The organism is Priestia aryabhattai B8W22 (assembly GCF_000956595.1).
GTDB lineage: Bacteria > Bacillota > Bacilli > Bacillales > Bacillaceae_H > Priestia > Priestia aryabhattai.
Genome location: NZ_JYOO01000002.1, coordinates 49,758 through 62,072 on the forward strand (window position 1 = coordinate 49,758; position 12,315 = coordinate 62,072).

Annotated in this window: 11 protein-coding genes and 1 pseudogene; 3 read left to right on the forward strand and 9 right to left on the reverse strand. The window is 38.2% G+C overall.

What is annotated here, in order from left to right:
* Positions 1–18: 18 nt before the first annotated feature.
* The 8 genes from N178_RS01635 to yneA form a co-directional block, all read right to left on the reverse strand.
* On the reverse strand, positions 19–1,824 hold the full coding sequence (locus N178_RS01635) for an ABC transporter ATP-binding protein (RefSeq protein WP_045290021.1): 1,806 nt from the start codon (positions 1,822–1,824) through the stop codon (positions 19–21).
* Positions 1,814–3,577 (reverse strand): ABC transporter transmembrane domain-containing protein, encoded by a 1,764-nt coding sequence (locus N178_RS01640; protein WP_045290023.1) that lies wholly within the window; start codon positions 3,575–3,577, stop codon positions 1,814–1,816. The genes N178_RS01635 and N178_RS01640 overlap by 11 nt, the downstream gene beginning before the upstream one ends.
* 90 nt (positions 3,578–3,667) lie before the next feature.
* Complete coding sequence (locus tag N178_RS01645) at positions 3,668–3,880, reverse strand: YneF family protein (RefSeq protein ID WP_013058772.1); 213 nt, start codon at positions 3,878–3,880, stop codon at positions 3,668–3,670.
* A gap of 90 nt (positions 3,881–3,970) precedes the next feature.
* Positions 3,971–4,411, reverse strand: coding sequence for a sporulation inhibitor of replication protein SirA (gene sirA, locus N178_RS01650; RefSeq protein ID WP_045290025.1), 441 nt, complete (start codon positions 4,409–4,411; stop codon positions 3,971–3,973).
* A 149-nt stretch (positions 4,412–4,560) separates the two neighbouring features.
* Positions 4,561–6,567: a transketolase gene (gene tkt / locus N178_RS01655; RefSeq protein ID WP_013058774.1), complete on the reverse strand. Its 2,007-nt coding sequence runs from the start codon at positions 6,565–6,567 to the stop codon at positions 4,561–4,563.
* Between the two features lie 166 nt (positions 6,568–6,733).
* The gene (locus N178_RS01660) at positions 6,734–6,964 is read right to left on the reverse strand and encodes a DUF896 domain-containing protein (protein ID WP_013058775.1); all 231 of its coding nucleotides are present in this window, start codon (positions 6,962–6,964) and stop codon (positions 6,734–6,736) included.
* 69 nt (positions 6,965–7,033) lie between these two features.
* Positions 7,034–7,702 carry a YneB family resolvase-like protein gene (locus N178_RS01665; protein WP_045290027.1) on the reverse strand — a complete coding sequence of 223 codons (669 nt, stop codon included), beginning with the start codon at positions 7,700–7,702 and terminating at the stop codon, positions 7,034–7,036.
* Positions 7,703–7,755: 53 nt separating this feature from the next.
* The gene (gene yneA, locus N178_RS01670) at positions 7,756–8,085 is read right to left on the reverse strand and encodes a cell division suppressor protein YneA (RefSeq protein WP_045290029.1); all 330 of its coding nucleotides are present in this window, start codon (positions 8,083–8,085) and stop codon (positions 7,756–7,758) included.
* Positions 8,086–8,231: 146 nt separating this feature from the next.
* Between yneA and lexA the strand changes: the two genes are divergently transcribed.
* The 3 genes and pseudogenes from lexA to N178_RS01685 form a co-directional block, all read left to right on the forward strand.
* Positions 8,232–8,849 carry a transcriptional repressor LexA gene (gene lexA / locus N178_RS01675; RefSeq protein WP_013058778.1) on the forward strand — a complete coding sequence of 206 codons (618 nt, stop codon included), beginning with the start codon at positions 8,232–8,234 and terminating at the stop codon, positions 8,847–8,849.
* 211 nt (positions 8,850–9,060) lie between these two features.
* Positions 9,061–10,506 (forward strand): magnesium transporter CorA family protein, encoded by a 1,446-nt coding sequence (locus tag N178_RS01680; protein ID WP_045290031.1) that lies wholly within the window; start codon positions 9,061–9,063, stop codon positions 10,504–10,506.
* A 107-nt stretch (positions 10,507–10,613) separates the two neighbouring features.
* Positions 10,614–11,258, forward strand: a pseudogene (locus tag N178_RS01685) (glycosyltransferase); the annotation flags it as partial.
* Between the two features lie 38 nt (positions 11,259–11,296).
* Here the strand turns inward: N178_RS01685 and N178_RS01690 are convergent.
* Positions 11,297–12,274: a cation diffusion facilitator family transporter gene (locus tag N178_RS01690; RefSeq protein WP_045290034.1), complete on the reverse strand. Its 978-nt coding sequence runs from the start codon at positions 12,272–12,274 to the stop codon at positions 11,297–11,299.
* Between the last annotated feature and the right edge of the window lie 41 nt (positions 12,275–12,315).

Sequence of the window (12,315 nt, forward strand, 5' to 3'; positions counted from 1 at the left end):
TTGTTTCTTTTTTTGCCTTCACTCTATCAATTCTGTATAAATATCTTTTACTCCTGTTTCTTTATTGAAATTTTCCTCTTTTTCACTGTGCTGCAGCTGATACATATTACAGTACAAACCGCCTTTATCTAGCAGTTCAGCGTGCGTTCCTTTTTCGACGATTTTCCCTTTATGCAATACTAAAATACAGTCGGCGTGTTGAATAGTTGATAAACGATGAGCAATCGCAATCGTTGTGCGGCCTTTTCCCATATCTCTTAACACTTCTTGAATCGCTTCTTCCGTTTCTGTATCAATATGAGCTGTCGCTTCATCAAGAATAAGGATTTTAGGGTTTCGAATCACCGTTCTTGCAAATGCTAGGAGCTGACGCTGACCGCTTGATAAAGTCGAACCTCTTTCCACTAGCACTTCATTATACTTATTAGGAAGAGCTTCGATAAATGCGTGAGCTTGCACAAATTTCGCCGCTGCTTTTACTTGCTCATCAGAAAAATGGTCTTCATGCAGCGTAATATTTCGCTTTACGGTATCGGCAAATAAAAAGGCATCTTGCAGCACCAGCCCTACCTGATCTCGAAGCTTTTTATTTGAAAAAGACGATAGCGGTTTATTATCGATCAAAATGTCTCCTTTTTGCTGCTCATAAAAACGCATTAATAAATTAATGATGGAGCTTTTCCCGCTTCCAGTATGGCCTACTAAAGCCACTGTTTCTCCTTCGTTTACCGTAAATGATATATCAGAAAGCACATCTCGAACACCGTCATAGGAAAACGTTACGTTTCTGAATTCTACCGTTCCTTTTTGTACCCCCTGCTTTTGTTTTCCTGTCATCACTGGATTTTTTTCTTCCTCATCCATCAAATCAAATACCCGGGAGGCTGATACCATCGCTTGCTGATACATAGAAAGACGCTGCATCATTTCATTAACAGGCTCAAAAAAACGATCCAAGTAGTTGATAAACGCGTAAAGAACACCAATTTTAACAGGACTGTCAGCTACAGAAATACCAAAATAACTGAGCACAAGAATAACGGCTAAAATATAAAGAATTTCGACAGCAGGCCTCAGCAGTAAACCATCTAACTTAATATTGCGCATGCCCGCTTTGTAATGCTGATCATTAATTTCTTCAAATTCTGAGCGAAGCCGCTTTTCTTGACGAAATAATTGAATAATGGACATGCCTTGCAAAGACTCATGAAGCTTCGCATTTAACTGACTTAGCTTTTCTCGGAGCTGTCCGTAGTAAATAGCGCTGTAATGCTGATAAAGCTTCATAAGCCCCCAAATAAATGGGAGAAGAACTAAACAATAAAAAGCCAGCTTCACATCTAGCATAAACATGGCTATAAAAATGCCGACCAAAAATACCCCATTTTGAATAAAAACCGCGATGACTTCCACAAACATTTCTTTCATGGCTTCCGTGTCATTTGTAATTCGAGACACCAGGCTTCCCGTTGGCGTGTTGTCAAAAAAACGAAGCGCCAAACGATGAACATGAGAAAAAACGTCAATTCGAATCTGCTGAATAATTTGAAGCGCAATTTTTTGAAACTGCAGAAGCTGAAAGTATTGAACGACAATTTTTAAAAGCTGTAAAAGCAAATAACTGCTTGCAAGCCACACAAGAGGCTGAAGAGGCAAATACTTAGGAGTTAAATAATCGTCAATAAAAACTTTAATCAAAATAGGGCCTAATAAATCAGCAGCCGTAGCAATTAATAATAGTGTGAACGCTAAAAAAAATGATTTTTTATGCGGAATCGTATAGCAAAACAGACGTTTATGTACCGAAGAATGCTCAATTTTCATTTTTCGTCTCTCCTTCTTCTACCGCACGTTCAAGCTGCTGTCTATCGTACATATCCTGGTACCAGCCGCTCACGCTAAGCAGTTCCTCATGAGTTCCTCGCTGAATAATTTTCCCTTTATCAAGTACAAGAATCAGGTCTGCGTGAGTAACTGAGCTCAGTCGATGCGCTGTAATAATCGTTGTTCGATTTTGACGTTTTTGCTTCAACGCTTGTAAAATACCCGCTTCCGTTTTTCCATCTACCGCTGATAGCGAGTCGTCTAAAATTAAAAGCTCAGGGTCTAGTAAAAGAGCTCTTGCAATCGAGATACGCTGTTTTTGTCCACCGGATAACGAAACGCCTTTTTCACCTACTATTGTTTGATAGCCATCTGTAAAATCGAGGATGTCTCTATGTACATTTGCAACTTTAGCCGCTTCTTGAATTTCTTGATTGCTTGCTTCTTCTTTTCCAAACGCGATATTAGCAGCGACTGTTGTTGAAAACAAAAAGTGATCTTGAGGAACATACCCAATGCTTTTGTACAATGAATCAAAAGCATAATCTTTAATGTCTTTTCCTCCCCATAAAACAGCTCCGTCGCTTACATCAAATTCACGAAGCAACAGCTTTAAAAGCGTGGTTTTCCCAGCACCCGTCTTTCCGACAATGCCTAATGTTTGACCGCGAGAAAGTGTAAAATAAATTTCGTTTAACGTGTATTCGTCTTCTTTACCATACGAAAACCTATGAACAACAGCTTCAATATTTCCTGTTGGCATTTCAACACCAGGATGCGCTGCTTCTTCAATCGAATTTTCTTCTTTTAATAAAGAAAATACCCTGTCATATGATGCTCTTCCTCGTTCCACAATGTTAAATAGCCAGCCAAACGCGAGCATAGGCCAAATAAGAAGGCCCAAATAAGTTGTAAAGGTAACAAGCTGCCCCAGTGTTAACTCTTCACTAATAACCATCTTGCTGCCAAAAATAAGAGCAAGTAAAAAAGAAAGTGCTACAATAATCGAAATGGTCGGATCAAACAATGCATCTACTCGTGCTACTTTCATGTTCTTTTGAACAACATCTCCAGACTTAATGCGAAATTCTTCGATATCAGCCGCTTCTTCCCCGAACGTCTTAATGACTTTAATTCCGCTGATGCTTTCTTGAACCTTATCATTTAAAGTAGAAAATGCTGCTTGTGCGTGATGAAACCGCGCATGAAGCAATGTACCATAGTAACTTGTTAAAACAGCCATAAGCGGCATAGGAATAAGGCAAATAAGCGTTAATTTCCAGCTGATTGTGAGGGCCATTGTGCATAGAACAAGCCCTCCTGTGACAATCGAATCCACGAGCGTCAAAACGCCCGAACCTGCAGTTTGTTGAATAGCTTGAATATCATTGGTGGCATGCGCCATCAAATCCCCAATTCGCCGCCGCTGATAAAAGGCCTGATTCATCTTGGTAAAATGAGCGTAGAGGGTATTTCTCAGCTGCTTGGCTAGTTTAACAGATGAACCAAATATCATAATACGCCATATGTATCTTGTGAAATAGGCCACAACAGCAGCTCCTAGCAAAATGCCAACCATCTGCATTAAGCGCTTTCCATTCAGCGTCCCTTCTTTGATGCCATCTACCGTTAAACCAATAATTTTAGGCGGGAGAAGTTCTAATGCTGCCACAATAATGAGCAGCGCTATCCCCGTTATGTAAGACTTTTTTTCTTGTTTGAAAAACCACCCTAACTCTCGAAAAATTTTCATCGTATCCCCCTAGCCCCACAACCATTTTCTTATATCTATCATAAAACAAAAGACACCCTTCTGAATAGAGAGTGTCTGTCCAATTAACCATTATTTAATTTGGCCGTTCATTGCTTTCATCATTTGGTTAATTTTTTTCTGCGATGGTTTCATGCCCATTTGCATCATCATCATTTTTAACATTTGTTCATTAATTGGTGGATTTTTCTTCAGATAGCTCATCATATATTTACGAGCAATGAAAAATCCTAGCGCTATCCCAACAATTAATGCTAGAACACCAACTAGAATATACATTCCCATGGTATTACTTCCTCCTTCATGTTGTCTAACTTACAGTGTACTAGACCATACGCTATTATACAATATTTCCGTTCCAATTTCCTTAAATAATTACACAAATTTTCTTGTTTTCACAGGCCTCAGCCAGCCGTATTCATCCGTTCCATAATTCACTGCTAAAAAACAAGGATCTAGCTTGCGTAATACTTCAAAAAAAGCTGTCTCAGCATCAACATTGCCATCTCCTTCAATTGTTATACAGCGATTTGTTAATTTTATAGATGCTCGACTTTTTTTATGAGGATATTCCAGCACAAACGTCTCTTGATGAGTAAAAAAATGAGGATAATGAGAAAACGCCTGAAGCAATTCTCGTTGAATAAATGAAATGGGCAGCTGGCGAGTAATGTAATGAACTTGTTTTTGTAAGTGCGTCTCCTGCAAGTGACGTTTCATTTTATATTCAATCAGCAGCTGATAAATGAGCTTTTCTCTTCGAAAATAGGATGATGCAACTTCTTCCTCCATTAAATATACTTCATACGTTCTCACGATTCATCCTCCCTTTCGGCTCGTTCTTTTTTGTACCATTATACCGAATGGTGTACGCAATGCTTGTCTATCGATGAAAAAATTTCTTTGTTTTTTTGTCGAAAAAAAAGAGCAGACCATAGGAGTCTGCTCTTTCTTGTGAAAAAGAATTATGCATTAAGCAAGCTTTTCACTTTTGCTACTACATTTTCAACTGTAAAACCAAATTCTTTCATGATTGTTTCACCAGGGGCAGATGCACCGAAGTGATTAATACCAAGAACTTGTCCTTCGTCTCCAACATAGCGTTCCCAGCCAAGTGTAGAAGCCATTTCAATACCTAAACGTTTTTTCACTGATTTAGGGATAACACTTTCTTTGTACTCAGCAGATTGCTCTTCGAAACGATCCCATGCAGGCATACTTACGACAGATACGTCAATGCCTTCTGCAGCTAATGCTTTTTGCGCTTCTACTGCTAGGCTTACTTCAGACCCTGTTGCAAGTATTAATGCATCCGCTTGGTCTTTACCAGCTTTAGATACAACGTACGCACCTTTAGACACGCCTTCGTATGCATTTTCTTTTGTACCTTCAAGCGTTGGCAAGTTTTGACGAGTCAATACAAGCGCCGTTGGGCGGTCAGTTGACTCTAATGCTAAGCGCCATGCAGCAGCTGTTTCATTTGCATCTGCAGGACGAACCACTGAAAGACCCGGCATTGCACGAAGTGATGGCAATTGTTCAATTGGCTCATGTGTTGGGCCGTCTTCTCCAACTGCGATACTGTCATGTGTAAATACATATGTTACAGGAAGCTTCATTAAAGCTGCTAAGCGAATTGCTGGGCGAAGATAATCAGAGAATACAAAGAATGTTCCTCCGAATACTTTTACACCGCCGTGTAGAGCCATACCGTTTAATGCAGCTCCCATTGCAAATTCACGTACACCGAACCAGATATTACGTCCGCTGTAATCAGCTGCAGTGAAGTCTTCTGAACCTTTAATCATTGTTTTATTTGAGCCAGCTAAGTCAGCTGAACCGCCGAAGAATTGAGGTACAGCTTGTGCTACTGCGTTTAGTACTTCTCCAGAAGAAGCACGGCTAGCTAAGCTTGAACCCGTTTCATATGCTGGAAGTGTTTCTTCCCAGCCTTCCGGTAATTTTCCTTCTACTGCTAGTTCAAATTGACGACCTAGTTCAGGATATTTTTCTTTATACTGTGCAAATACATCGTTCCATTCGTTTTCTTTCTTTTGGCCATCTTCAGCAATTGTAGCTTTGAAGTGAGCATACACTTCTTCTGGCACATAGAAATCTTCTTCAAATGTCCATGCATAAGCTTCTTTTGTTAATTTTGTTTCATCGGAACCTAATGGAGAACCGTGCACGCCAGAAGTACCCGCGTGGTTTGGAGAACCAAATCCGATTGTTGTTTTTACTTCGATTAGCGTTGGGCGTGTTAAATCGCCTTTTGCTTCTTCAATTGCGTTTGCAATCGCTGTCAAGTCATTGCCGTCTTCAACGCGGATTACTTGCCATCCGTAAGCTTTGAAACGATCCTCTACGTTCTCAGAGAACGAGCGATCTAAATCTCCGTCTAAAGAAATATCATTTGAATCGTATAAAACAACTAAGCGTCCTAATTTTAAGTGTGCCGCTAATGAAGCTGCTTCAGCAGATACACCTTCCATTAAGTCTCCGTCACCACAAATACCATACGTAAAGTGGTCTACGATTTCTAAACCTTCTTTGTTGTATGTTTCAGCTAAATGACGTTCTGCCATTGCTTTACCAACAGCCATTGCAATACCTTGTCCTAGTGGGCCAGTTGTTGCATCAACACCTGCTGTATGACCGAACTCTGGATGACCTGGTGTTTTGCTTCCCCATTGACGGAAGTTTTTAAGGTCTTCAATTGATAAGTCATATCCAGCTAAATGAAGCAAGCTGTATAATAGTGCCGATCCGTGTCCTGCTGATAATACAAAGCGGTCACGGTTGAACCAGTTTGGATTCTTTGGATTGATGTTCATAAATTTTGTCCACAATGTATATGCCATTGGAGCAGCTCCCATTGGCATACCTGGGTGACCTGAATTTGCTTTTTCAATCGCATCGATTGATAAAGTACGAATTGTTGCAATCGAAAGATCTTCAATACGTTGTGTCATACTCTTCATTCCTTTCAAAACTATGTACATATGTTATCATACTAATGATTTGCTTATTTGTACAATACTTGAACCAAAAAAATTTCCACTTTTACAGTTTTTGTGCGCCTTATTAAAAATATACAAAAAACTAGAGGGAACACTCCTCTAGTTTTACTACAACGTCTTAGTGAAGACGCTTCTTTTTACTCTCTTTTAACTTCTTAGGCGTAACATCTTTACCTTCTTCGTCCACAACTTTAATCGTATGAAGGTGATTTGTCATAGATTGTCGGAAAACTTTTAAATATTCCTGACGTAGCTCTTGCTGTTCTTTCGCTTCAGATTCTGTCAGACCTTCAGCCTTTGCTTTTTTTGAAAGAGCATTAATACGAGCAAGTTTATCTTTTGATAGCATATAAAACCTATCTCCTTATAATCAATAATTAAAATTACCGAACCGTTCCGGCAACATGTAGTCATCTTACTAAATCTCTTTCGTTTTATCAAGAGATTGAGCACTCTCTTGATACTCTTGATAGCGACGATGTACCGTCGCTTTTGAAATATTATAACCAAAACCTTTTAGCGTAACTGAAATTTCAGCAAAGGTTAAGCCGTTATGACGAAGACGGACAATTTCTTCAATCGGCGCTTCTTTTTTTTCTCTTCCCGAGTTAACTCCTTGATTTTTTAAATTTTGCTGCGGACGATAACCGTTTTCTACGGCTCTTTTCATTCCTCTTTTAATTTTAGCATTATGTAATTTCCGCTGATGCTCTTCCACTAAGCTAATAATATCTAACACCATCGAATCAGATTCTGAAAGCTGAAGCTGACCTTGATGACTAATCGTATAGATCGTAGCATTTTCTTTATGAAAAGCATGAAGCAGCGCGATTCGGGCATTTCCTCTGCCTAATCGTGTTTCGTCTTGAATGAGCAGCACGGATATTTTTTCTTCTTTCATTGTATGAAGAACATCCAAAATACCTTCTCTGTCTACGTCATATCCGCTTGCTTTTTCCATTACGACTTTTTTTACGTCTAGATGGTGAAGATCAGCAAGTTTTTTTAACTCTTCTTGCTGGCGCTGTAAAGATGTTTCTTGGGCTTTTTTATCCGTACTGACACGGCAATAAATAATGGCGTCCACTTTTATCACGACCTTTTCGGCTTCTAACAATATTCAGGAACGGCCGTTACACACTACTGTTCAATTGCCACTTGATTATGTAACTCTTTTTTTAAAACAGGAATATATAATTTATCTCCAGGAGATAAAGACTGGGCAGTGTCTGAGTTTAAATCATTGACGTCTTCAACCCATTTGACAAATTCGTTGGTGGTCAAATGATGGTGATTATGATACTTGTTGGACAATTCCCAAAGCGTATCTCCTTTTGTAATAGTAACGGTTGAATATTTGTCTAAATCTACTTTATCCGCTCCTAAAACCAGCGTCAATACATATGTAAGTGCAGCGATAACTGCAAAAAAAATAGCGTAATGTTTCATAGAATGTAAGAATTGGTGCATATTATGATCCCCCTATCAGAATATATGTTCTTATTTTATTGAGAACATTTGTTTCTGTCAATGGAATTCTTCGAACTTATGTTTGTATATTGACACATCACGTGGTATAATTCACCTAAAGAATAGCTAAAATCGAGGTGAAAAATATGAAGCTATCAAAACGTCAACAAGACATACTAGATTTTATTAAGCACGAAGTAAAATTAAAAGGTTATCCGCCTTCTGTTCGTGAGATTGGGGAAGCGGTAGGATTAGCCTCTAGCTCCACTGTACACGGGCATTTAGCTCGTTTAGAAAGCAAAGGGTTAATTCGCAGAGATCCAACAAAACCAAGAGCAATCGAAGTTCTTCAACTAGACGAAGTAAACATCCCTAAAAGCAATGTCATTAATGTTCCTGTTATCGGTAAAGTAACAGCGGGTCTCCCTATAACAGCCGTTGAAAACGTGGAAGAATATTTCCCTCTTCCAGATAAATTCGTTTCTCCAGATGATCATGTATTTATGCTTGAAATTATGGGAGAAAGTATGATTGAAGCAGGTATTCTAGATGGCGATATGGTAATCGTACGTCAGCAGCAAACTGCTAATAATGGAGATATTGTGGTCGCTATGACCGAGGACAACGAAGCAACGGTAAAACGTTTCTTTAAAGAAGAAAATTTCGTTCGTTTACAGCCTGAAAATTCAACGATGGCGCCTATTATTCTTCGCCACGTAACGATTTTAGGAAAAGTCACTGGTGTATATCGCACAATTCACTAATCACACACTGTATGTAAAACCAACTAACCATGATGTTAGTTGGTTTTTTTACGTTTGTTTTCTAAAAAAATTGGCATATTATAAATGATACGTTGAATCATTGCAGGCAGGTAGAGAGTTTTTTATAAAGCCTGCTTTACCTTTTACTTTCTATCTGCATTTCCTCAGCTCTCAAAAGGAAATACAACCGACCATAAGAAGGATGTAGTTTATGACCAATACACCAAGGAAAACAGAACCATTTCAAACTATTATGCCTACCAAAGCAATGAACATGTTTCTTTTTCCTTTTTCCTTTGATCGAAAAAATAAAGAGCAGCTTGTTCATGCACTAAAAGAAAATTTGTTCGAGTTTTTTTCCATTCAAAACAAACATTTAGAAAAAGAATACTACGGAGAACAGTATTACGTATCTCATGATAGCTTGGATCAATATTTTCTTCCTTACATTGAATGTATTCTATTTCCTGATTCGTGCGAAAAAGAAGGGTTGCTTCGATTTTCAAAAAAAATAGACCATACCGTTACGCTACAAACTTCCTCCACCACCGTGTCTAGCAACGTGCTGTCTGTGGATGTTTTTTTATGTCCTTTTGAAATTGGCGTCATGACTATTCGCACTGAGATGAGTCATAATCATTACACCTATGATGACATTTTAGAATTCATGAATCATTTTCGCGTATTAGAACCGAAGCTTGCTGAAGAGCATGGATCCACCATTACCTATGAACATCATCGCTATAGCAAAGTACAGGATTATATTTTTTCACAGCTCGCGCCATTTTTGAACGAACACATCAAAAAAGAAGCCACACGTGAACAGCACGTCGGGAGCCTTCCTTATTTTATCGATGAACGGATGTTTGTATTAAGTTATGTAACGGTAAATCAAAAGCAAGAGATTAATGGCACAACTTTATTTCGTACTGGGCAGCTAAATAGCTATACGCCTGACGGGAAGCCGTTTATCTCTGCACACAACCATGAGTATATTAAAACGTATAATACCAAACACGTGTATTCCAGATGGGCTCCTGAAACCTATTACGTCATAACAGACCATGTGTTTTCGTGTATTTCTAAATCGACAGACTCTAAAACGGATCAGCTTTTGATGAATCATCTATTTGGCCAGCATTACTATAATTTATTTTTACATTTTTTCTATAAAATCGTGTTGTTAAAACTATCTTATGAGTATTCTCAGCTCACGTTTCATAAAAATTCAGAGGGCATTGAACGACTAATCCGCTCTATTACCATATTTTCAGGTAAATATTTATTTTTAGAAATTAGCTCTCGCACAGAAGGTCAAGAGTTTTCTGAGCTCTTTAAAAAAATCTTCCACATCAATTCTCTTTATCAAGAAGTCAAAGAAACCCTTGGTACCTTGTATCAAAATCAGGAGAAAATCGCGGCCAAGCGTCATAATTACTTATTATTAATCTTAACGATTTATACCGTTCTTTCCGGTATTTATGGAATGAATTTAGTTATTAGCAAACTAAAGGGAAACATCAATTGGGATAGTATGAAGCAGTTTTCTATCTTTGAATATATCGCTTTAATAGTAGCCCTATCAGGAATTCTGATCAGCATTAGTCTCGGAGTGAGTTCCCTATGGAATTTATTAAAAGATCGATTTAAAACATAAAAGCTGTTCGTATCAGAGAATACATGATAAAAAGAAGAGATTGAGACATAACTAAATCAAGCGAATCTAAAGACGAACAAATGGGATAAATAAGCTAGTAGGGATTGCAGCAAGGCTATAAAATTGTATATGCAAAGCGCAAGAAACGAAGCGGAGAAACCTTTTTTAAATTAGCCACAGCTAAGTATTTTTATCGCTTTTTAAATTATATGTCCGATATTGAAATCCCGAAAGATACGGGAGATTTTCGTATTATCGACCGAAAAGTAGCGGATGTATTCAAAAAAATGACTGAACGTAATCGTTTTGTACGAGGAATGATGTCTTGGATTGGCTGCAGGCAAACATATGTAGAATATGAGCGCGATGAGCGCTTTGCTGGTGAAACAAAATATCCTTTAAAAAAGATGATCAAGTTTGCTTCAGATGGAATTATTGGGTTTTCAACGAAACCTTTACGTTTAGTAATGGTTATTGGCCTGTTATCGGTTTTTGTATCACTTCTAGTTTTAAGTTATTCCATTGTTGTTTGGCTAATAGGTGAAAATATCCAGCCTGGCTGGACTTCTATTATGGTAGCTATCACCTTCTTTAGCGGTATTCAGCTACTTGGTTTAGGTCTAGTCGGACAATATATCGCAAGAATTTACGATGAAAGTAAAAATAGACCTATTTACGTTGTACGTGAAACCATTAACTTCTCTAAAGCTTCAACAGATTCCCAAAACGTACGTGAAAAAGTATATAGCTAAAAAAACAAGGAAGAAAACAGCTGTTTTCTTCCTTGTTTTTATTCTTTTTGAAGCTGTAAATCACTTGGCACCCAGTCCGGAATTCCATCATCTTCATCAAATTCAATAATAACATCCGTTACTCCTTTTTCCTGTAAAATACGATTTTCCAGCCGATCTTTAATATCATCAGCTTCTGCCACTGTTAAAGAAGGATCAATTTCTACTTTTAATTCAACGTGAAGCTCTTCTCCTTCTTTCATCACCATTAATGTTTGAATATCACGCACTTGTACATCTTGCATGACAATCGCGCCAATTTTCATTTCCATTTCTTTATCTGCTTCCCCAAGCGCTCCAGCAGCGTTATCTAAAAACACTCGTCCTACTACAAAAAACATCATAAACCCAATTAAAATAGAAGCAATTCCTTCAGCTTGGTGAAAAGGTGTAAATCGTGAAATAAAAACCGCAATTAGTGCCAATACGCCTCCTCCAGTAGCTACCAGATCTTCCATAAAGACCAGCTTAGTTGCTGGCTTTGCTTTCCTTAAATGAACAAAGCTTTGTGTAAAAACATTGACCTCTGCGGTATCCATCCCAACATCGTGCAAAATTTCTTTCATTGCCTTAAATAGGACAAACATCTCAAGCAATACCGAGATGCCAAGTACTGCAATATTTAAAATAAAGCCTGAAGACTTCTTCGGATGGAGAATGTGATGATATCCTTCTTTAATCGTTTCAAACGCCATAATTCCTACTACAAGAACAGCTCCTAATAGAACAAGATTAACCAATCGTCCGAAGCCGTTTGGAAATCGTTTGGTCGGGGCTTTTTTACTTAATGCCGAACCTATAAAGACAAAAAACTGATTAGCTGCATCTCCTAAGCTGTGCATCGTTTCAGCAAACATCGCTACATTTCCCGTTAAAGCAAAAGCAATTCCTTTAATAATGGATATAATGGTATTAACTACAGCGGCCATCATGGCCGATTTATTTCCTTTTCGCAATAACTTAATTAATTCACTCATGCAATCCCTCCGTTTGTGCCTTTGATGAGATTCAATTATGG

Coding starts and splice junctions, on each gene's coding strand:
- N178_RS01635 (WP_045290021.1), bottom strand. CDS start 1,824: ATGAAAATTGAGCATTCTTCGGTACATAAACGTCTGTTTTGCTATACG.
- N178_RS01640 (WP_045290023.1), bottom strand. CDS start 3,577: ATGAAAATTTTTCGAGAGTTAGGGTGGTTTTTCAAACAAGAAAAAAAG.
- N178_RS01645 (WP_013058772.1), bottom strand. CDS start 3,880: ATGGGAATGTATATTCTAGTTGGTGTTCTAGCATTAATTGTTGGGATA.
- tkt (WP_013058774.1), bottom strand. CDS start 6,567: ATGACACAACGTATTGAAGATCTTTCGATTGCAACAATTCGTACTTTA.
- N178_RS01660 (WP_013058775.1), bottom strand. CDS start 6,964: ATGCTATCAAAAGATAAACTTGCTCGTATTAATGCTCTTTCAAAAAAA.
- yneA (WP_045290029.1), bottom strand. CDS start 8,085: ATGCACCAATTCTTACATTCTATGAAACATTACGCTATTTTTTTTGCA.
- lexA (WP_013058778.1), top strand. CDS start 8,232: ATGAAGCTATCAAAACGTCAACAAGACATACTAGATTTTATTAAGCAC.
- N178_RS01680 (WP_045290031.1), top strand. CDS start 9,061: ATGACCAATACACCAAGGAAAACAGAACCATTTCAAACTATTATGCCT.
- N178_RS01690 (WP_045290034.1), bottom strand. CDS start 12,274: ATGAGTGAATTAATTAAGTTATTGCGAAAAGGAAATAAATCGGCCATG.